General features: G+C 72.5%; 20 protein-coding genes. 13 read left to right on the top strand and 7 right to left on the bottom strand.

All coding sequences use genetic code 11. The features are described from left to right. Window positions 1–413: 413 nt before the first annotated feature. From J8403_RS32995 to der, 10 genes are all read left to right on the top strand, one after another. The gene (locus J8403_RS32995; protein ID WP_020872375.1) at window positions 414–1,430 is read left to right on the top strand and encodes a ParA family protein; all 1,017 of its coding nucleotides are present in this window, start codon (window positions 414–416) and stop codon (window positions 1,428–1,430) included. Further along, on the top strand, window positions 1,415–1,993 hold the full coding sequence (locus J8403_RS33000; RefSeq protein ID WP_161561764.1) for a hypothetical protein: 579 nt from the start codon (window positions 1,415–1,417) through the stop codon (window positions 1,991–1,993). The genes J8403_RS32995 and J8403_RS33000 overlap by 16 nt, the downstream gene beginning before the upstream one ends. Before the next feature lie 512 nt (window positions 1,994–2,505). Next, the gene (locus J8403_RS33005; protein WP_246586102.1) at window positions 2,506–3,978 is read left to right on the top strand and encodes a segregation and condensation protein A; all 1,473 of its coding nucleotides are present in this window, start codon (window positions 2,506–2,508) and stop codon (window positions 3,976–3,978) included. Beyond that, window positions 3,975–4,655 carry an SMC-Scp complex subunit ScpB gene (gene scpB / locus J8403_RS33010; RefSeq protein ID WP_211126341.1) on the top strand — a complete coding sequence of 227 codons (681 nt, stop codon included), beginning with the start codon at window positions 3,975–3,977 and terminating at the stop codon, window positions 4,653–4,655. The genes J8403_RS33005 and scpB overlap by 4 nt, the downstream gene beginning before the upstream one ends. Beyond that, window positions 4,655–5,743, top strand: coding sequence for a pseudouridine synthase (locus J8403_RS33015; protein ID WP_211126342.1), 1,089 nt, complete (start codon window positions 4,655–4,657; stop codon window positions 5,741–5,743). Before scpB ends, J8403_RS33015 begins: the two co-directional genes overlap by 1 nt. A gap of 181 nt (window positions 5,744–5,924) precedes the next feature. After that, window positions 5,925–6,287, top strand: coding sequence for a chorismate mutase (gene aroH / locus J8403_RS33020; protein WP_211126343.1), 363 nt, complete (start codon window positions 5,925–5,927; stop codon window positions 6,285–6,287). Beyond that, on the top strand, window positions 6,284–7,369 hold the full coding sequence (locus J8403_RS33025) for a prephenate dehydrogenase (RefSeq protein WP_211126344.1): 1,086 nt from the start codon (window positions 6,284–6,286) through the stop codon (window positions 7,367–7,369). The genes aroH and J8403_RS33025 overlap by 4 nt, the downstream gene beginning before the upstream one ends. A 161-nt stretch (window positions 7,370–7,530) precedes the next feature. Further along, window positions 7,531–8,235, top strand: coding sequence for a (d)CMP kinase (gene cmk, locus J8403_RS33030; protein WP_237516665.1), 705 nt, complete (start codon window positions 7,531–7,533; stop codon window positions 8,233–8,235). After that, the gene (locus J8403_RS33035) at window positions 8,193–8,909 is read left to right on the top strand and encodes a lysophospholipid acyltransferase family protein (protein WP_211126346.1); all 717 of its coding nucleotides are present in this window, start codon (window positions 8,193–8,195) and stop codon (window positions 8,907–8,909) included. Before cmk ends, J8403_RS33035 begins: the two co-directional genes overlap by 43 nt. 55 nt (window positions 8,910–8,964) lie before the next feature. Further along, the gene (gene der, locus J8403_RS33040; RefSeq protein ID WP_211126347.1) at window positions 8,965–10,428 is read left to right on the top strand and encodes a ribosome biogenesis GTPase Der; all 1,464 of its coding nucleotides are present in this window, start codon (window positions 8,965–8,967) and stop codon (window positions 10,426–10,428) included. A gap of 222 nt (window positions 10,429–10,650) precedes the next feature. Here the strand turns inward: der and J8403_RS33045 are convergent, their stop codons facing one another. Further along, window positions 10,651–10,950 (bottom strand): hypothetical protein, encoded by a 300-nt coding sequence (locus J8403_RS33045; RefSeq protein WP_211126348.1) that lies wholly within the window; start codon window positions 10,948–10,950, stop codon window positions 10,651–10,653. Window positions 10,951–11,108: 158 nt separating this feature from the next. Continuing rightward, a complete protein-coding gene (locus tag J8403_RS33050; RefSeq protein ID WP_211128554.1) occupies window positions 11,109–12,032 on the bottom strand; it encodes a hypothetical protein in 924 nt (307 codons plus the stop codon). A gap of 279 nt (window positions 12,033–12,311) precedes the next feature. Here J8403_RS33050 and J8403_RS33055 point away from each other — a divergent pair, with 279 nt between their 5' ends. From J8403_RS33055 to J8403_RS33065, 3 genes are all read left to right on the top strand, one after another. Continuing rightward, window positions 12,312–13,550 carry a glycosyltransferase family 4 protein gene (locus J8403_RS33055; RefSeq protein WP_211126349.1) on the top strand — a complete coding sequence of 413 codons (1,239 nt, stop codon included), beginning with the start codon at window positions 12,312–12,314 and terminating at the stop codon, window positions 13,548–13,550. A 41-nt stretch (window positions 13,551–13,591) separates the two neighbouring features. After that, window positions 13,592–14,452, top strand: coding sequence for a hypothetical protein (locus tag J8403_RS33060; RefSeq protein WP_211126350.1), 861 nt, complete (start codon window positions 13,592–13,594; stop codon window positions 14,450–14,452). A 76-nt stretch (window positions 14,453–14,528) separates the two neighbouring features. Next, entirely contained in the window at window positions 14,529–15,488 is a 960-nt protein-coding gene (locus J8403_RS33065; protein ID WP_211126351.1) for a helix-turn-helix transcriptional regulator, read from the top strand. Here the strand turns inward: J8403_RS33065 and ctaD are convergent. From ctaD to J8403_RS33090, 5 genes are all read right to left on the bottom strand, one after another. After that, entirely contained in the window at window positions 15,457–17,166 is a 1,710-nt protein-coding gene (gene ctaD, locus J8403_RS33070; RefSeq protein WP_211126352.1) for an aa3-type cytochrome oxidase subunit I, read from the bottom strand. The two genes, J8403_RS33065 and ctaD, sit on opposite strands and share 32 nt — an antisense overlap. A gap of 78 nt (window positions 17,167–17,244) precedes the next feature. Continuing rightward, the gene (locus J8403_RS33075; RefSeq protein ID WP_211126353.1) at window positions 17,245–17,523 is read right to left on the bottom strand and encodes a gas vesicle protein K; all 279 of its coding nucleotides are present in this window, start codon (window positions 17,521–17,523) and stop codon (window positions 17,245–17,247) included. Next, entirely contained in the window at window positions 17,520–17,720 is a 201-nt protein-coding gene (locus tag J8403_RS33080) for a gas vesicle protein (RefSeq protein WP_014059691.1), read from the bottom strand. The genes J8403_RS33075 and J8403_RS33080 overlap by 4 nt, the downstream gene beginning before the upstream one ends. After that, on the bottom strand, window positions 17,717–18,610 hold the full coding sequence (locus J8403_RS33085; protein ID WP_246586103.1) for a GvpL/GvpF family gas vesicle protein: 894 nt from the start codon (window positions 18,608–18,610) through the stop codon (window positions 17,717–17,719). The genes J8403_RS33080 and J8403_RS33085 overlap by 4 nt, the downstream gene beginning before the upstream one ends. Then, on the bottom strand, window positions 18,607–18,912 hold the full coding sequence (locus tag J8403_RS33090; RefSeq protein WP_211128555.1) for a gas vesicle protein: 306 nt from the start codon (window positions 18,910–18,912) through the stop codon (window positions 18,607–18,609). The genes J8403_RS33085 and J8403_RS33090 overlap by 4 nt, the downstream gene beginning before the upstream one ends. Window positions 18,913–18,926: the final 14 nt, after the last annotated feature.

The raw sequence follows: 18,926 nt of genomic DNA on the forward strand, positions 1-18,926 counted from the left end.
TGTGCCCCGTATCGCGTGCGGCCCATGGCTCGGCCAACTCGCCCTAAATGCAACTATTCAGACGCTTTATGCGGCGGTGAAATCTCCGCGGCGCCGTTCACACGCCCTTGACATCGGGGTGTTCGATTGCCGACACATCATGCCGTGTCCGGTGGATTGTGTTGCTGAGGACCGCCGACACGCCATAGAGTCGCCAACCGTCGGCATGGTGTCACGCTGACCTATAGAGAAATTTCCTGGTCACCAAGGAGGTAGGACGACTTGTGAATGAGTCGACATTTTCTCCCGGGGGTGGTCAACCAGGACCGGCTGCGCGGGGCCAGGGCCCCTCGGGGCTCGAGGCTGTCGGCTCCGTCGCTGTCCGTACCTTCGCAACCCACCAGAGCCCGACGACAGCCCACCAGAGCCACAGCATGGACGGCCATCACGTGAACGCCATGGCCGGCGACCAGGGGGGCACGGATCCCGCCCGCTTCGCCGACTACGACGACCTCCCCGACGGGCACTTCTACGACCCGGACGCGGAGTACGAGCCAGACCCCGAATACGCGGCCACGCTCGCGCCCGACGCTGCCCGCCAGCGCCGCGAGCGGATCGGCCCCACCGGGCGCCCGCTGCCGTACTTCCCGATCCCGGGGCCGCTGACCGATCACGGTCCAGCGAAGATCATCGCGATGTGCAACCAGAAGGGCGGGGTCGGTAAGACCACCTCCACCATCAACCTGGGCGCGGCCCTGGCCGAATACGGCCGCCGGGTGCTGCTCGTCGACTTCGACCCGCAGGGCGCCCTGTCGGTCGGCCTCGGGGTCAACCCGATGGAGCTCGACCTCACGGTCTACAACCTGCTCATGGAGCGGGGCATGTCGGCCGACGAGGTGCTGCTGAAGACGGCCGTGCCCAACATGGATCTGCTTCCCAGCAATATCGACTTGTCGGCCGCCGAGGTGCAGCTGGTGAGCGAGGTCGCCCGGGAGTCGACCCTGCAGCGCGCCCTCAAGCCGCTGATGGCCGACTACGACTACATCGTCATCGACTGCCAGCCCTCGCTCGGTCTGCTCACCGTCAACGCGCTCACCGCGGCGCACAAGGTGATCGTGCCGCTGGAGTGCGAGTTCTTCGCGCTGCGCGGTGTGGCGTTGCTCACGGAGACGATCGAGAAGGTCCAGGAGCGGCTCAACCCCGACCTGGAGCTCGACGGCATCCTCGCCACGATGTACGACTCGCGCACCGTGCACAGCCGTGAGGTCCTCGCTCGTGTGGTCGAGGCGTTCGACGATCACGTCTACCACACGGTCATCGGTCGCACGGTCCGCTTCCCCGAGACCACGGTCGCGGGCGAGCCGATCACCACGTACGCGTCCAACTCCGTCGGTGCCGCCGCCTATCGCCAGCTCGCCAGGGAGGTGCTCGCCCGGTGTCACGCCGAGTGAGTCTGCCGGGAGCCGACGAACTGTTCCGCACCACGGGAGGGATGGGGCTCCAGTCCTCCGCTCCCGCCTCCGGGCGCCGCCAGGCGAACGGCGAGGGCCCCCGGGTGCCCCCGCCCGCCGCCGACCCCGACGCCGAGCCCCGGGAAGGGCAGGAGCAGCGCCCGGACGGTGAGCAGTCCGGCTCGGGCGAACACACCGGACGCGAGACGGCGGCCTCCCAGGACGCGGTGGGCGAGCGGCGCCCCGGAGCCGGTGACCGGCCCAAGGGCCGCCAGGCGCAGGGCGGTTCGGCCGCGGCCGAGCAGAGCGGCCAGGCCCGCCGCCGCGCCCGGGCGGCCAACCGTCGGCCCAGCGGGCGCGAGCGCCACGACGAGAAGATCACGGTCTATGTCTCCGCCGAGGAGCTGATGGACCTCGAGCACGCGCGGCTGGTGCTCCGCGGTGAGCACGGGCTCGCCGTCGACCGCGGCCGGATCGTCCGCGAGGCGGTCGCGGTCGTCCTCGCCGACCTCGAGTCGCGCGGCGACGCGAGCATCCTGGTGCGCCGCCTCCGCGGCCGTTGACCGGGCCGGGCGATAGCCTGCCCGGTCGTACGGGCTGCCCCGCCCGGCCCTGAGCACCCTGGACCGCGATGCCGACGAACGACGACTCCGCCCCGCCGCCCCGCCCCCCTCGCCGCACCCTCGGCCGAGGCCCCGGCGCGGCGCCCCCCGACGCGGGCCCGGACCGTCCCTCGGAGCGTCCCACCGCGCCCCCGCCGCCACAGACGGCCGCTCAGCGCCCCGCGCCGCCGTCGCCCGAGCCGACCTCGCCCCCGGCGCCCGGAGAGCCGCAGAACGGCGCTCACGCGCCGCACGAGGCCACTGCCGAGCCGTCCGCCGCCTCGGAGGCAGGCGAGGCGGCCCCGGGCACTGCCGAGCCGTCCGCCGTGCCCGAGCCGCCCCCGGCGACAGGGCCCGCTGCCCCGTCTCCGACAGCCGGGGACGCGGAAGAGGAGCCCCGAGACGGACGGAATCCGGGCGCTCGGCCGCACACCACGCCCCCGGCGCGGGCCGCCGCCCCGGAGGAGCAGGCCGTGCCGAGGGGCGAGACCGCCGGTCGCACAACGACGGCCGGGGCCGAAGGCCCTGCGGTGCGAGGTGCGGAGGGCGCGCCGGGGAGATCACCTGACACCACGGCCTCGGGCCAGGCCGTCGAGGGCCGGGCAGTCGAGGGCCTGGCGGCTCCCGCCTCGGCCCCGCCCGCGCACACCGGACGCCGGGGCGGGGGCCCCGCGCCCGGCCGCGCCGCGCGCGACGAGGAGTCCGCGCCCGGTGCCCCGGGCGAGGCGGTCCCCGTGCCCGCCCCGGCCGTGCGGCGGGGCGCGGGGGGCGGTGAGGGCGCGTCGACCGGCGAGCCGGAGCCGGTGCACGCACGGGCCGACCTGGATATGGCGCCCTCCGCGGGTGGGCACGGCGGCGAGACGGCCGGGTCCGGGGCCGGGGGCGACGCGGGTGACGGGACCGAGCCGAGCGGCGGGAGCGACACCGGCGGCAGGACCGGCCGGGGTGCGGCACAGGGCGGCGAGGCGCCAGGCGGTGAGGCGCGGGCCGAGGAGGGCGGCAATCGGTTCACCGTGCGGCTGGACAACTTCGAGGGGCCCTTCGACCTCCTCCTCCAGCTGATCTCCAAGCACAAGCTGGACGTCACCGAGGTCGCCCTCTCCAAGGTCACCGACGAGTTCATGGCCTATATCCGCGCCATGGGGCCGGACTGGGACCTCGACCAGACCACCGAGTTCCTCGTCGTCGCGGCGACCCTGCTGGACCTCAAGGCGGCCCGGCTGCTGCCCGCCGCCGAGGTCGAGGACGAGGCGGACCTGGCCCTGCTGGAGGCGCGCGACCTGCTCTTCGCGCGGTTGCTCCAGTACCGCGCGTACAAGCAGATCGCGGACATCTTCAACGACCGGCTGATCGCCGAGGCCGCCCGTTACCCCCGTACGGTCGGCCTGGAGCCGCACCACGCCGAGCTGCTCCCGGACGTCGTCATCAGCATCGGCCCCGAGGGCTTCGCCAAGCTGGCCGTCAAGGCGATGCAGGCCAAGCCCAAGCCGCAGGTCTACATCGACCACATCCACGCCCCACTGGTCAGCGTCCGGGAGCAGGCCGAGGTGGTGGTCGCGCGGCTGCGGGAGCTGGGGGAGGCCACCTTCAGCACGCTCACCGAGGACGCTCCCGACGTCCTTACGGTCGTCGCGCGCTTCCTGGCGCTCCTGGAGCTCTACCGCGAGCGCGCGGTCCTGCTCGACCAGCCGGAGGCGCTCGGGTCGCTCATGGTCCGCTGGACGGGCGAGGCGGGGCGGGAGCCGCTGGTCACCGACGAGTTCGACCAGGAGGCCCAGGCCAAACCCCAGGCCAAACCCCAGGCCAAACCCCAGGCCAAACCCCAGGGCGAACCCCAGGCCGAGCCCGAGGACGAGCCCCAGGCGGAGTCGCCGGACGAGCCCCGTAAGGAGACGGCCACGCCGGACCCGGAGCCGGAGAAGGAGAAAGAGGAGGTACCGAGTTGAGCGAGCAGCGGACACCCGCCGGGCTCTCCGAGGTCGCCGAGCTGGACCTCAAGCCCGCCCTGGAGGCCGTCCTCATGGTCGTCGACGAGCCCGCCACCGAGGAGCACCTCGCCAAGGTGCTGGCGCGGCCGCGCCGGGCCGTCGCGGACGCGCTGCGCGAGCTGGCCGACGAGTACGCGACGCAGGGCCGGGGCTTCGAGCTGCGGCTGGTCGCGGGCGGCTGGCGCTACTACACGCGCCCGGCCTTCGCCGCCGCCGTCGAGGGGTTCGTCCTGGACGGCCAGCAGGCCCGGCTCACCCAGGCCGCTTTGGAAACCCTCGCGGTGGTCGCGTACCGTCAGCCGGTCAGCCGTTCCCGTGTCTCGGCCGTCCGCGGTGTCAACTGCGACGGCGTGATGCGGACCCTCCTGCAGCGGGGACTGGTCGAGGAGGCGGGCACGGAACCCGAAACAGGTGCGATCCTGTACAGGACGACGAACTACTTCCTGGAGCGGATGGGCCTGCGAGGGCTGGACGAGCTTCCGGAGCTCGCACCGTTCCTCCCCGAGGCGGACGCGGTCGAGGGCGAGTCCCAGGAGGGCGTGCCGTCGTTCGATCCGGACGCCATCGACAGCGATGACGCGCACGACGACGTAGAACACCGAGCCCGTAGCGGCCACTCTCAGACGGAAACTTGATGCGAAGCAGCGGCAGGAACAGCAGGGGCAGCGGCAGCGGTAGCGGCGGCAACAACTACCGGGGCGCGGGGAACCGGCGCGACGAGCAGCAGCAGCGCGCCGGCCGCCCCCGCCCCGAGGAGCGCCGCTACGACGTGGGCGGCGGCTCCCAGGCGGGCCCCGGCTCCAAGGGGGGCTCCCAGGGCGGTCCCAAGGGCGGCCCCAAGGGAGGCGCGGCCAAGAGCGGTGCCCCCAAGGGCGTCGGCGGCCGCGGCCGCAAGCCGAACGCCCCGGCCCGTCCGCGCGAGTACGAGGCGCAGGTGGAGGAGCGCAACCGCGCCCGCCACGACAAGCCGCGGGTCGCGCTGCCCAAGACCTTCGGCGAGGTCGAGGGCGAGCGGCTGCAGAAGGTCCTCGCCCGCGCCGGCATGGGCTCGCGCCGCGCCTGTGAGGAGCTGATCGACCAGGCCCGGGTCGAGGTCAACGGCAAGATCGTGACCGAGCAGGGGCTGCGCGTCGACCCCGAGAAGGACGAGATCAAGGTCGACGGGCTGACCGTGGCCACCCAGTCGTACCTCTTCTTCGCACTGAACAAGCCCGCCGGTGTCGTCTCCACCATGGAGGACCCCGACGGCCGCCAGTGCCTGGGCGACTATGTGACCAACCGCGAGACGCGGCTCTTCCACGTCGGCCGGCTCGACACCGAGACCGAGGGCATCATCCTGCTCACCAATCACGGTGAGCTGGCCCACCGCCTCACCCACCCCCGCTACGGCGTGAAGAAGACCTATCTCGCCGCCATCCAGGGCCCGCTCCCGCGCGACCTCGGCAAGCGGCTCAAGAGCGGCATCGAGCTGGAGGACGGCTACGCCCGCGCCGACCACTTCCGTGTGGTGCAGAACACCGGCAAGAACTATCTGGTGGAGGTGAGCCTGCACGAGGGCCGCAAGCACATCGTGCGGCGGATGCTCGCCGAGGCCGGCTTCCCGGTCGACAAGCTGGTGCGGACGGCCTTCGGCCCGATCGCGCTCGGCGACCAGAAGTCCGGCTGGCTGCGCCGGATGACCAACACCGAGGTCGGCATGCTGATGCGCGAGGTCGACCTCTGAGGGCCGCGGACCCCTCCGTGGCCCGGGACCGCTGACGGCCCCGGCCGCCGGCGACCGCCGCGTCTCGCCCAGCGGTCGCCCCGGGAGCCTGTCGGACCCGCTCGTTACGCTGATCGGGAGTGCGGCCGGTGACACGGCCGCGCCCGACGCACGACAGCACAGCGCGCACAGGGAGCGAGACGTGGCGGTACGAGCGGTCCGCGGGGCGGTCCAGCTGGAGCGGGACGAGCCGGAGCACATGCGGGAGCAGGTCTCCGCGCTGCTGACGGCCGTCCTGCGGCGCAATGCCCTCGACCCCGACGATCTGATCAGTGTGTGGTTCACGGCCACCCCCGATCTGCACAGCGACTTCCCGGCGGCCGCCGCCCGCAAGCTGGGCATCACCGATGTGCCGCTGATCTGCGCCCAGGAGCTGGACATAGCGGGGGCCATGCCCCGTGTCGTCCGCGTCCTGGCGCATATCGAGACCTCCCTGCCCAAGTCCGAGATCGCCCATGTCTACCTCGGCGCCGCCGCCGCCCTCCGCAAGGACATCGCCCAATGAGAACCGCGCTCGTCATCGGCACCGGCCTGATCGGCACCTCCGCCGCGCTGGCCCTGGCCGGCCGCGGCGTCCAGGTGCACCTCGCCGACCATGACGCGGACCAGGCCCGCACCGCCGAGGCGCTCGGCGCCGGGACACAGGGCGAGCCCGAGGGGCCCGTGGACCTGGCGATCGTCGCCGTGCCCCCGGCGTACGTGGCGGGGACGGTGGCCGATGTGCTGCGCCGCGGCCTGGCCCGCGGCGTGCTGGACGTCGCGAGCGTCAAGGGTGGCCCGCGCCGCGAGCTGGAGGCCCTCGGCTGCGATCTGACCCGCTACATCGGCACGCATCCGATGGCGGGCCGGGAGCGCTCCGGGCCGCTGGCCGCCACCGCCGACCTCTTCGAGGGGCGGCCCTGGGTGCTCACGCCCACCGCCGGCACCGACACCGAGGTGCTCAACCTCGCGCTCGAGCTGGTCGCGCTGTGCCGGGCCGTGCCCGTGGTGATGGAGGACGAGGCCCACGACCGGGCGGTGGCGCTCGTCTCGCACACCCCGCACCTGCTGTCCAGCATGGTCGCCGCGCGGCTGCAGGACGCCGATGAGACGGCGGTGCGGCTGTGCGGGCAGGGCATCCGCGACGTGACCCGGATCGCTGCCTCCGACCCCGCCATGTGGATCGACATCCTCTCCGCCAACCCCGGCCCGGTCGCCGATGTGCTCGCCGCGGTCGCCTCCGACCTCGACGAGACGGTGCGGGCGCTGCGCGCGCTCCAGTCCGCCGACGAGGCCAAGCGCGGCGACGGCACGGCCGGTATCGAGGACGTGCTGCGCCGGGGCAACGCCGGGCGCGAGCGGGTGCCGGGCAAGCACGGCGCCGCCTCGGCCGTCTATGAGACCGTGACGGTGCTCATCGGTGACCAGCCGGGCGAGCTGGCCCGGATCTTCGCCGACGCGGGCCGGGCGGGGGTCAACATCGAGGACGTCCGGATCGAGCACGCCACCGGCCAGCAGTCCGGTCTGATCCAGCTGATGGTCGAGCCCTCGGCGGCCCCGGGGCTCACCAAGGCCCTGCGGGAGCGGGGATGGTCCATCCGGCAGTAGCGGTGGTGCGGACCGGTCCTCCCGGGCGCCGGGCCGCCCGGCGCCCGGGAGGACCGCCGTCCACAGGGGTGCGAAGCCGCCCGTGGGAAGCCAGTAACCTTGTCCGAGGCTCACATGGCCCGTTCAACTCAGCCCCGTGCACACGAAAGGTGTCTGTCACCGTGGAAACCGCCGCCCGGACCGCCCCGGCAGCAGTGATTGTCGCGATCGACGGCCCCGCAGGCACGGGTAAGTCCAGTACCTCGAAGGCCGTCGCCGCCAAGCTGGGCCTGGGCTACCTGGACACCGGCGCCCAGTACCGGGCGATCACCTGGTGGATGGTGACCAACGGCATCGACGTGGATGACGCCGTCGCCGTGGCCGACGCCGCCGCCAAGCCCCACATCGTCTCCGGGATCGACCCGGCCGCCCCGACGATCAGCGTCGACGGCACCGATGTCGCCGGGCCGATCCGCACCCAGGAGGTCACCTCGCGGGTCAGCGCGGTCAGCGCGGTGCCCGAGGTGCGGGCCGTGATCACCGAGCTGCAGCGGACCATCGCCGCCGAGGCGCCGCGCGGTATCGTGGTCGAGGGCCGGGACATCGGCACCACGGTCCTCCCGGACGCCGACATCAAGATCTTCCTGACCGCCTCCCCGGAGGTCCGGGCGGCCCGCCGCAGCGGTGAGCTGAAGGGCAAGGAGGCCGCCGACCTGGCGGCCACCCAGGCGGCCCTGGCCAAGCGGGACGCCCTGGACTCCGGCCGTAAGACCTCGCCGCTCGCCAAGGCGGACGACGCGGTCGAGGTGGACACCTCCGAGCTCACCCTCGACCAGGTCATCGAGTGCGTCGTCACTCTCGTCGAGGAGAAGCGGACGGTCGCGTGAGCGCCACCGACGCGACGCTTCCCAGCGCGGCCGGAGCCGTCGTGGCACGGCGGATCGGCATCGGCCTGATGTACGGGCTGTGGCGGCCCCGGGTGCTGGGCGCCTGGCGGATCCCGTCCGCCGGACCCGTCATCCTCGCCGGGAACCACTCGCACAACATCGACGGCCCGATGCTGATCGGCACCTCGCCGCGGCCGGTGCACTTCCTGGTCAAGAAGGAGGCGTTCGTCGGCCCGCTGGACCCGTTCCTGCGCGGTATCGGGCAGCTGAGGGTGGACCGTTCGAGCGCCGACCGCGCCGCGATCGGCCAGGCCCTGGGCGTGCTGGAGCGCGGCGGGGTCCTCGGGATCTTCCCGGAGGGCAGCCGCGGCGAGGGCGACTTCGCGTCGCTGCGCTCGGGCCTCGCGTACTTCGCCGTGCGCTCCGGCGCGCCGATCGTGCCGGTGGCGGTGCTCGGCACCGCCACCCCGCGCGGTGGCGACGGGCGGGCCCGGGCGCTGCCCCGGCTGCGCAGCAGGGTCGACGTGGTGTTCGGCGACCCCTTCGAGGCGGGAGACGGAAGCGGCAGGCGGACGCGGGCGGCCCTGGACCAGGCCACCGAGCGCATCCAGAAGCGGCTGGGCACGCATCTGGGCACCGCCAGGCGGCTGACCGGCCGCCCAGACCAGACATGAGATCCGCGAGCCCTCAGGGGCGGCCGCGGTATTGAGGGACGACGAGGAAATCTTCATGAACGACCAGATCCACAGCGGCGGCGACGAGCACGGGGAGCTTGGCGACGCCGAGTACGCGGAGTTCATGGAGCTCGCCGTGCAAGAGGGCTTCGACCTGGAGGAGGTCGAGGGCGACCTCGCCGCGGCGGGACACGGCCCGCTGCCGGTGCTGGCCGTCGTCGGCCGCCCCAATGTCGGCAAGTCCACCCTGGTGAACCGGATCATCGGCCGCCGCGAGGCGGTCGTGGAGGACCGCCCCGGAGTCACCCGCGACCGGGTGACCTACGAGGCCGAATGGTCCGGCCGCCGCTTCAAGGTGGTCGACACCGGCGGCTGGGAGCAGGACGTGCTCGGTCTCGACGCGTCCGTGGCGGCCCAGGCCGAGTTCGCGATCGAGGCCGCCGACGCGGTGGTCTTCGTCGTGGACGCGACGGTCGGCGCCACCGACACCGACGAGGCCGTGGTCAAGCTGCTGCGCCGGGCCGGAAAGCCCGTGGTGCTGTGCGCCAACAAGGTCGACGGGCCCAGCGGCGAGGCGGATGCCGCGATGCTGTGGTCGCTCGGCCTCGGCGAGCCGTACTCGGTCTCCGCGCTGCACGGCCGCGGCACCGGCGACATGCTCGACGCGGTCCTGGAGGCGCTGCCCGAGGCCCCGGCCCAGACCTTCGGGGCGACGCTCGGCGGACCACGCCGGATCGCCCTGGTCGGCCGTCCGAACGTGGGCAAGTCCTCGCTGCTCAACAAGGTCGCGAACGAGGAGCGGGTGGTCGTCAACGAGTTGGCGGGCACCACCCGCGACCCGGTCGACGAAATCATCGAACTCGGCGGCATCACCTGGAAGTTCGTCGACACCGCCGGCATCCGCCGCCGGGTCCACCTCCAGGAGGGCGCCGACTACTACGCCTCGCTGCGCACCGCGGCCGCCGTGGAGAAGGCGGAGGTCGCCGTCGTGCTGATCGACGCCAGTGAGTCCATCAGCGTCCAGGACCAGCGGATCATCACGATGGCCGTCGAGGCCGGGCGCGCGCTCGTCATCGCGTACAACAAGTGGGACACCCTCGACGAGGAGCGCCGCTACTACCTCGAGCGCGAGATCGAGACGGAGCTGGGGCAGATCCAGTGGGCGCCGCGGGTCAATGTCTCGGCGCGCACCGGCCGCCATATGGAGAAGCTGGTCCCGGCGATCGAGACGGCGCTGGCCGGCTGGGAGACCCGGGTCCCCACCGGGCGGCTCAACTCCTTCCTCGGCGAGATCGTCGCCTCCCATCCGCACCCGATCCGGGGCGGCAAGCAGCCGCGGATCCTGTTCGGGACGCAGGCCGGCACCCGGCCGCCGCGGTTCGTGCTCTTCGCCTCGGGCTTCCTGGAGGCGGGCTACCGCCGCTTCATCGAGCGGCGGCTGCGCGAGGAGTTCGGCTTCGAGGGGACGCCCCTGCAGATCTCGGTGCGGGTGCGCGAAAAGCGCGGCCGCAAGAGGTAACGGCGGCGGCGCGCGGTTGACGCCATCCCGGCCCCGGACGCACCGTCCGGCGGCGGGGTGGGGTGGCGGCGCGGCAGGGCGGCGGCGCTCGGCGCGCTCAGCGGCGGGTCGGCCCCGGCCCGCCGGGCGCGCATGACGGCACCACGTCAGCAGGCGTCCACGTCAGGGCGGCTACGTCAGCAGGCGTCCACGTCAGGGCGGCTACGTCAGCAGGCGTCCACGTCAGTAGCCGTGACCCCGCTCCTCGCCCCGGCCGGGCGGCAGGGCGGGGAGATAGCCGCGGTAGTACAGCTCGTCGGTGTGCCAGGCCCCGTTGTGGCTGTCCGGGCGGCCGTGGCCGCCGCTGACGAGGCCCCGGGGCTGGCCGATGGCGGCGAACGCCACGAACTCCATGTTCTCCTCGTCCGAGCGGTCGCCGGGCAGCGCCCGGAACAGCCTGCGGTACTCCGCGTACAACGCGTCGTAGATCGGCGTGGCGGAGTGGCGCCAGGGATCGTGCGCTGCCTCCAGGGCGGGGCGCATGGCTGGAATGCAGCCGTATGACGGGGATCGATAGGAGAGGTCGTATGCGTGCACGTATGTGCCAACGACCCGGCCGCCCGTCGGATGCGGCATCGGTGGCGAATGGGCTGCCCACCACGGGTCGCCGAGGTCCGGTGGGAGGTCCGGGACGGCGGCGGTCATGTGCCCGCGAGCGGCATCGACGCACCGACCAGCGCCCCGCGCGCCGCGGCCCGGTCCAGCGCCGCGCGCAGCTGGTCCTCGCGCGGCTGGGTGCCGATCGTGCCCGCGGCCGCTGCGTAGATCAGCACCTTCCGGGAACGGCCGACGGCGCTCCGCCAGCCCTCGCTGAGCGGCATCGGGCTGTGCGCCTGCCACCAGGCCACCGGGCGGCCGCCGCCCGGCGCCGGCATCAGCACCGCGTGCAGCCGCCCCATGGCCAGCAGCACCGACCAGCCGGGGTTGGGCGCGGGCGGCCGGCTCAGATCGACCACCGGGGCGAACCCCTGCTCGCTGAGGAGCTGCAGGAACTCGTCGCCGTGTCCGGGCGAACCGGGGCGGATGATCGGCGAGGTCGGCTCCACCACCAGCGCCGGGCACGCCTCCTGACCCACCAGCACCACCCCGCTGGTCACCCCGAGCACCGCCTGCTGGGCCACCGGTGCCTGACCGGACGGCGCGTGACCGGACGGCGCTGAGGTGTGGGAAGCGGTGGCGGGAGACGCCGGCGACGGAGCCGGGGCGGGGTAGGCGGGCGGGGCGGCCGGGGCGGGGAAGTGCGGCGCCGCGGCATGCGCGGCGGCCGGCACGGGCGGCGCGTACGACGGCGCGGTGTCCTCACCCGTGATGGACCGCACCGCACCGCGCAGCTGGTCCTCGGAGACCGGGACGACCTGGGAGGGGACGCAGGTGGCGTGCGCGAAGGCCAGCACCGCCGTCTCCTGCCCCACGAAGAGCACGGTGCTGGTCCGCTCCTGCTCGGTGTTGCCGGGGGTGCGGCAGGACGTGCAGTCGTAAGCGCCCGGGGCGTTGTCCCCGGCGAGCAGCCGGTCGGCTTCTTCGTCGCCGATCTCGGCGCGTACGTCATTGCTGACGTCGAGCATGCGCGGCACGGGTGGCTCCTCGGTCTCGGTGGGTGCGCGGGGTGGGTCCCCGGCTCATACGTAGACAACGGGCCATGCGGGGCGGGGGTCACGCGGCCGGCCGCCCCGGGGTCTGATGCGCCGTCGGGCCGGAAAGTTCCCCCGACTTCCTACCGATTGCGCATCTGTTGGGGCACAAGAAGGTGATGAAACCCAACCCTGTGCCACTTTTCTCGGTCTTACACCGTGGTAGGCGGACGACACACCCGTCCGCGGGGAAGCCATGGGATACGGGGCCGGATGCACATCTCTTTCCTTATTCACAACGCGTACGGGATCGGCGGGACGATCCGGACCACGTACAACCTCGCCCGTTCCCTGGGAGAGCAGCACGATGTGGAGATCGTGTCGGTGTTCCGCCACCGCGACCAGCCGATCTTCGACCCCGGACCGCGGGTGCGGCTCAGCCATCTCGTGGACATCCGGAAGAACAGCCCGTCCTACGACGGCGCCGACCCGGACCACGGCCGCCCGGCGGAGGTCTTCCCCGCGTCCGAGGGCCGCTACAAGCAGTACAGCGCTCTCACCGACCGCCGTATCGGGGACCATCTCCGCAGCCTCGAGGCCGATATCGTTGTCGGAACCCGCCCCGGGCTCAATGTCCACATCGCCCGCGAGGCCCGCCGCGGTCCGGTACGAGTCGGCCAGGAGCATCTGACGCTCGGCACCCACTCCAAGGGGCTGAAGCGGGCCCTGCGCGCCGTCTATCCCCGGCTGGACGCGGTGACCACCGTGACCGAGGCCGACGCGCGGACCTACCGCGACCAGATGCGGCTGCCCGGCGTCCGGGTCGAGGCAGTCCCCAACAGCGTGCCCGAGCCCGGTCTCGAGCCCGCCGACGGCACCGGCAAATGGGTCGTCGCGGCCGGTCGGCTGGCCCCGGTGAAACGCTACGACCTGCTGATACGCGCCTTCGCGAAGGTCAGCGAGGCCCGCCCGGACTGGCGGCTGCGGATCTACGGCGGCGGCGCCCAGCACGCCAAGCTGCGCGCCCTCATCGACCAACTCGGCCTCTACAACCACGTCTTCCTGATGGGCCCGGCCAATCCGCTCGACCCCGAGTGGGCCAAGGGCTCCATAGCCGCCGTCACCTCCAGCCTCGAGTCGTTCGGCATGACCATCGTGGAGGCGATGCGCTGCGGCCTTCCCGTGGTGTCCACCGACTGCCCGCACGGGCCCGCGGAGATCATCGACAACGGGGTGGACGGCCGGCTCGTGCCCACCGGCGACACCGACGCCATCGCCGCCGCGCTGCTCGACCTCATCAACAACGACGAGCTGCGCCAGCAGATGGGACAGGCGGCGCTGAAGGATTCGGCCCGCTTCGACCCCTCGCGGGTGGCGGGGCGCTACGAGACGCTGTTCTCCGGTCTGATCGGCCGCAGCGGGCTGCGGGGCTCCCTGCACCGCGCCCGCGGCTCCCTGCTCAGTGGCGCGTTCGCCACCAAGGACTCCCTGCGGAAGGTGCGTGTCGCATGAGTGCAACGGCACAGGCAGCGCAGCACGTCGAGGAGGACAGGATGAGTGAGGCCCCCGAGGCCGCCTCTGTCCGCGCCGACTGCGTGGCGGACTCCGCCGGAGGGCTCACCTTCCACATCACCGACGGGGCCCGGCCCGGCCCGGTCGGCCAAGACGACTGGAGCGGTGCGCTGGTGCTGGTCCGCCGGGGCGCCGCGGACACCCCCGACGGGGAGGTGCGGCTGCCGCTGGGCCCCACCGCGGACGGCCGGCTGCAGGCCGCGCTGCCCAGCAATGTCGCCCTGCCCGAGGGCCGCTGGGACGTCCATGTGGCCTACCGGGACACCGAACCGCGGCGGCTCGCCCCGGGCCTGAACGATCTGCGCTCGCTCGTCGACCGCCGGCCGGGGCCGAGCACCTCCCCGCTGTCCGTCCGCATCCCCTACGCCACCAAGCACGGCAACCTCTCGCTGCGCAGCTGGCGGCGAGCGCCCCATGCCGAGGCCGGGGAGATACGGCTGGAGGACGACACGATGGCAGTCCGGGGGCGGCTCTACCGTGTGGCGTACCCGTCCGAGTGGCTGGCCGAGGCGGTCGTCGAGGCCCGCTGCCGCCGGGGCGCCGCCCCGGTGTGGACGGCGCCGCTGGTGGTGGACGGCCCGGACTTCTCCTTCACGCTCTCCTACGCCGAGCTCGCGCGGAGCTGGGACGGCGGCACGCACGTCTGGGACCTGTGGCTGCGCCCGGCGGACGAGTCCATGGCCCCGGCCCGGCTCGCCCGGATCCTGGACGATGTCGCGGACAAGAAGGAGATCTTCACCTACCCGCCGCGCACCGTGGCCGGTCCGCACGGGGAGGCGCAGGCCCAGCCGTACTACACCCGGGACAACGATCTGGCGGTGCGGATCGAGGCGCCCGCCTGATCCCAGCGGAGAAGCCGGGCGAGCAGAGGAGCTTTGCGGACCGGGACTGTCCTCAATCGGTGGCAGACTCGGCCGCATGCTGGAGACCTCGGCCCGACTGCTCCGCCTGCTCTCCCTGCTGCAGGCCCACCGCGAATGGTCCGGCGCGGATCTCGCCGACCGGCTCGGGGTCACCCCGCGCACCGTGCGCCGCGATGTGGACCGGCTGCGCGAGCTCGGCTACCCGGTGCACTCCACACCGGGCACCGGCGGCGGCTATCAGCTGGGCGCGGGCGCCCAGTTGCCGCCGCTGCTGCTCGACGACGAGGAGGCGGTGGCGGTCGCGGTGCGGCTGCGCCAGGCCGCGGGCGGCGGGGTCGAGGGCATCGAGGAGACCTCGGTACGGGCCCTGGCCAAGCTGGAACAGGTGCTGCCGGACCGGCTGCGCCGCCGGGTGGGCGCGCTGAGCGCCTTCACCGTGCCGCTGTCCGGCTGGAACCCGGGGCCAGGAGTGGACCCCGGGGTGCTGACCGAGCTGGCCGCCGCCTGCCGGGACTGCCATCAGCTGCGCTTCGAGTACCGCGACCACGGCGGTGCCCTCACCCGCCGCACCGCCGAACCACATCGGCTGGTCGCCGCGCAGCGCCGCTGGTACCTGGTGGCCTGGGACGTCGACCGCGCCGACTGGCGTACGTACCGGGTCGACCGGATCACCCCGACCCCGCCGCACGGCCCCCGGTTCACCCCGCGCCGCCCGCCCGCCGAGGACATCGCCGCCTATGTGGCCCGGGGCATCACCACCTCGGTCTACTCCCAGCGGGCCACCGTGCTGCTGCGGGTGCCCGCCGAGCGGGCGGCCGAGCGGTTCTCACCCTCGGTGGGGGTGCTGGAGGCCGTCGACGAGCAGAGCTGTCTGCTGCACACCGGCGCTTCCAGCCCCGATCTGCTGGTGCTCCATATCGCGCTGAGCGGCTTCGACTTCGAGGTGCGCGAGCCGGTGGAGCTGAACGACTACATCCGGGAGATCAGGGACCGTCTGGATCGGGCCCTGGGCTGATCGAGCCCCGGGCCTTGAGCTGTTGGTCCTTCTCCTGCTCCAGGCTCGCCACCTCCGGATGGTGCAGATCGAAGGCCGGTGATTCGGAGCGGATCCGGGGCAGGGTGGTGAAGTTGTGCCGGGGCGGGGGACAGGAGGTCACCCATTCCAGGGAGCGGCCGAACCCCCAGGGGTCGTCGACCTCCACCTTCTTTCCGTACTTGGCCGTCCGCCAGACGTTGTAGAGGAACGGCAGGGTGGACAGGCCCAGCAGGAAGGAGCCGATGGTGGAGACCGTGTTGAGCGCGGTGAAGCCGTCCGCCGCCAGATAGTCGGCGTAGCGGCGCGGCATCCCCTCCACCCCCAGCCAGTGCTGCACCAGGAAGGTGGTGTGGAAGCCGGTGAAGAGGGTCCAGAAGTGGATCCGGGCCAGCCGCTCGTCCAGCAGCTTGCCCGTGAACTTGGGCCACCAGAAGTAGAACCCCGCGAACATCGCGAAGACGACCGTCCCGAAGACCACGTAGTGGAAGTGGCCCACGACGAAGTAGGTGTCGGTGACATGGAAGTCCATGGGCGGTGAGGCCAGGATGACGCCGGTGAGTCCCCCGAAGAGAAAGCTCACCAGGAAGCCGACCGCCCACAGCATCGGCGCCTCCAGGGACACCGAGCCGCCCAGCATGGTGCCGATCCAGTTGAAGAACTTCACCCCGGTCGGCACCGCGATCAGAAACGACATCAGGGAGAAGAAGGGCAGCAGCACCGATCCCGTGGCGAACATATGGTGGGCCCAGACCACCATCGACAGCCCGGTGATGGCCATGGTCGCGCCGATCAGCGTCACATAGCCGAAGATCGGCTTACGCGAGAAGACCGGGATGATCTCGGTGATGATGCCGAAGAACGGCAGCGCGATGATGTAGACCTCGGGATGGCCGAAGAACCAGAAGAGGTGCTGCCACAGCAGCGGCCCGCCGTACTGGGCGTCGAAGACCACCGCCCCGAACCGCCGGTCCGCCTCCAGCGCCAGCAGCGCCGCCGCCAGCACCGGGAACGCCATCAGGATCATGATCGAGGTGAAGAGGGTGTTCCAGGTGAAGATCGGCATCCGGAACATCGTCATGCCCGGCGCGCGCATCGCCATGATGGTGGTCAGGAAGTTCACCGCGCCCAGGATCGTCCCGAAGCCCGACAGCGCCAGCCCCATGATCCACAGATCGGCGCCGACACCGGGGGAGCGGATCGCGCTGTTGAGCGGGGCATAGGCGGTCCAGCCGAAGGCCGCGGCGCCCTGCGGCACCACCAGACCGGTCAGCACCATCAGCCCGCCGAACAGATACAGCCAGTACGACAGCATGTTGAGGCGCGGGAAGGCCACATCGGGCGCGCCGATCTGCAGCGGCATGATCTCGTTGGCGAACCCCGCGAAGGCCGGGGTCGCGAAGAGCAGCAGCATGATCGTGCCATGCAGGGTGAAGGCCTGGTTGAACTGCTCCTGCGAGACGACCTGGAGGCCCGGACGGGCCAGCTCGGCGCGCATCACCAGCGCCAGCACGCCGCCGACCAGGAAGAAGCCGAACGACGAGATCAGATACAGATGCCCGATCTTCTTGTGGTCGGTGGTGGTGACCCAGTCCACGAGCACGCTGCCCTGCCGCGTCACCCCTGCCGGACCGGCGGCCCGCGCGGTGTCTGTCGCCATCGGGGCTCCTCTGCGTCCTGGGCGGGTATCGCCATGATCGCGCGGCGGCTGCCGCGAGCCGTGGAGCTGCCCGGAGCGTCACTCCCTCGGGGACAGCAGCGGACCGAGTGGCCCAAGGTCCAGATTGAGATCGGAGGGCGCGATCCCGTAGCGCTCGCAGAGCGTGCCCATCCGGTCCTCCAGCAGCATCAGCGTGACCCCGATCCGCTCTTCCTGGTCCTCGGTCAGATCGCCCTCGTCCACCCGGCGCAGCGCCTGTCGCTCCATGAGCTGGCGCAACAGCTCCACCACGGTCAGCACCAGCCTCATCAGGTCGCGTTCGACGGTGTCCTGGTCCAGCTCCACCTTGCGGCTCACGGTTCCTCCCAGGGGGACGGGACATTGGCGTTGACCGAGCTGATGAGGGCGCGCAGATCGATGCGGACCAGATCGACGTCGGCGATCCGCAGGGTCAGATCACCGGTGATCACCACACCGCCGGCGAGCAGCCGGTCCAGCACGTCCACCAGGGCGATCTGCTGATGGGCCAACGGGCCCTCGGGGGCCATCGTCATCCCTCGGCCCCCGCGCTCTCGGCCCCGGCCGGGGCGGTGTTCTCGTCGGGGACGGCGTTCTTCTCGTCCGGGGTGGCGTTCTCGTCCGGGGCGGTGAAGGAGTACGGCGCCCAGGGGCCGGTCAGCTCCACCCGCAGCGCGGCCGTCCGCCCGGCCAACTCACCGACCCGCTCGGCGAAGGCGGCGCCGTCCTCGCGCCGCACCAGATACGCGGCGTTCAGCACATTGCGGTCGGACACCCCCGACAGCCGGGGGTCCTGCGGCGGATGCAGCCGGGCCCGCTCGGCCAGCCCGCTGAGGGTCTCGTGCACCAGCCGCGCGCCCTCCTCCGTATCGCCCCAGCGCCGCTCGGCCGCCTGCCGCTGTGCCTTGCGGCGGCGCAGATAGTCGCGGCCGGACATGCCGCCCGGGGCGTTCGGGGTTCCGGCGGGCGGCCCGTCGGGCGCGGGCGGCTCCTGGGGCGCGGGCGTCGCGGCGTATGCCTTGACGCCCCATTCGACCCGGCCCTCCAGCCGGTCCAGCGCCGAGGCGAACCGCTCCCGCCCGGTGGCGAGCATCCGCCGCAGCCCCTCCTCGCCCTGGCAGACGGTGGCCAGCCGGACCGGTATGACACAGGATTCGGCGCCGACGGTGTCGACCACCCGCTGATGGGTCCGGGCCACCTTCTCCAGCCAGGCCATGTCCTCCAGCCGCTCCCGCAGCGGGCCCTCGTCGAAGTCCTCGGCCGGTACGGCGCCCGCCAGCACGGCGAGCCCCTGATGGCGCACGGCCACCACCGGTTCGCCCGCGACTCCGGGCACGTCCTCCAGCGCGGTGAGGGCGTCCAGGGGGGCCTGCGGCGCGGCGGTGTCGCGCACGACCGCGTAGGCGTACCGCAGTCCTTCGGTCATTCGGCGCTCTCCCGGTTCTCCCCGCTGGTCACCTCGGTCTTCTCCTGACCGTTCGCCTCGGTCTTCTTCTGGCCGTTCACCTCGGTCCGGGCGCGTGACGAGAGCGAGGGGTCGTGCTCCCACCAGTCGATGCCCATCTCCTTCGCCTTGTCGACCGAGGCCACGATCAGCCGCAGCTTGATCGTGAGAAGTTCGATGTCGAGCAGGTTGATGCGGATATCGCCCGCGATCACCACACCCTTGTCGAGCACCCGCTCCAGGATGTCGGCGAGGTTGGCCCCGCCCTCACCACGGCTCGCCAGCCCGAACGACCCCG

The organism is Streptomyces yatensis (assembly GCF_018069625.1).
GTDB classification, from domain to species: domain Bacteria; phylum Actinomycetota; class Actinomycetes; order Streptomycetales; family Streptomycetaceae; genus Streptomyces; species Streptomyces yatensis.

Excerpts from the sequence above, each read along its gene's own strand:
- J8403_RS32995 (WP_020872375.1), top strand. The coding sequence starts at position 414 with ATGGACGGCCATCACGTGAACGCCATGGCCGGCGACCAGGGGGGCACG.
- J8403_RS33015 (WP_211126342.1), top strand. The coding sequence starts at position 4,655 with ATGCGAAGCAGCGGCAGGAACAGCAGGGGCAGCGGCAGCGGTAGCGGC.
- J8403_RS33025 (WP_211126344.1), top strand. The coding sequence starts at position 6,284 with ATGAGAACCGCGCTCGTCATCGGCACCGGCCTGATCGGCACCTCCGCC.
- der (WP_211126347.1), top strand. The coding sequence starts at position 8,965 with ATGAACGACCAGATCCACAGCGGCGGCGACGAGCACGGGGAGCTTGGC.
- J8403_RS33045 (WP_211126348.1), bottom strand. The coding sequence starts at position 10,950 with ATGCGCCCCGCCCTGGAGGCAGCGCACGATCCCTGGCGCCACTCCGCC.
- J8403_RS33050 (WP_211128554.1), bottom strand. The coding sequence starts at position 12,032 with ATGCTCGACGTCAGCAATGACGTACGCGCCGAGATCGGCGACGAAGAA.
- J8403_RS33055 (WP_211126349.1), top strand. The coding sequence starts at position 12,312 with ATGCACATCTCTTTCCTTATTCACAACGCGTACGGGATCGGCGGGACG.
- J8403_RS33060 (WP_211126350.1), top strand. The coding sequence starts at position 13,592 with ATGAGTGAGGCCCCCGAGGCCGCCTCTGTCCGCGCCGACTGCGTGGCG.
- J8403_RS33065 (WP_211126351.1), top strand. The coding sequence starts at position 14,529 with ATGCTGGAGACCTCGGCCCGACTGCTCCGCCTGCTCTCCCTGCTGCAG.
- ctaD (WP_211126352.1), bottom strand. The coding sequence starts at position 17,166 with ATGGCGACAGACACCGCGCGGGCCGCCGGTCCGGCAGGGGTGACGCGG.
- J8403_RS33080 (WP_014059691.1), bottom strand. The coding sequence starts at position 17,720 with ATGACGATGGCCCCCGAGGGCCCGTTGGCCCATCAGCAGATCGCCCTG.
- J8403_RS33085 (WP_246586103.1), bottom strand. The coding sequence starts at position 18,610 with ATGACCGAAGGACTGCGGTACGCCTACGCGGTCGTGCGCGACACCGCC.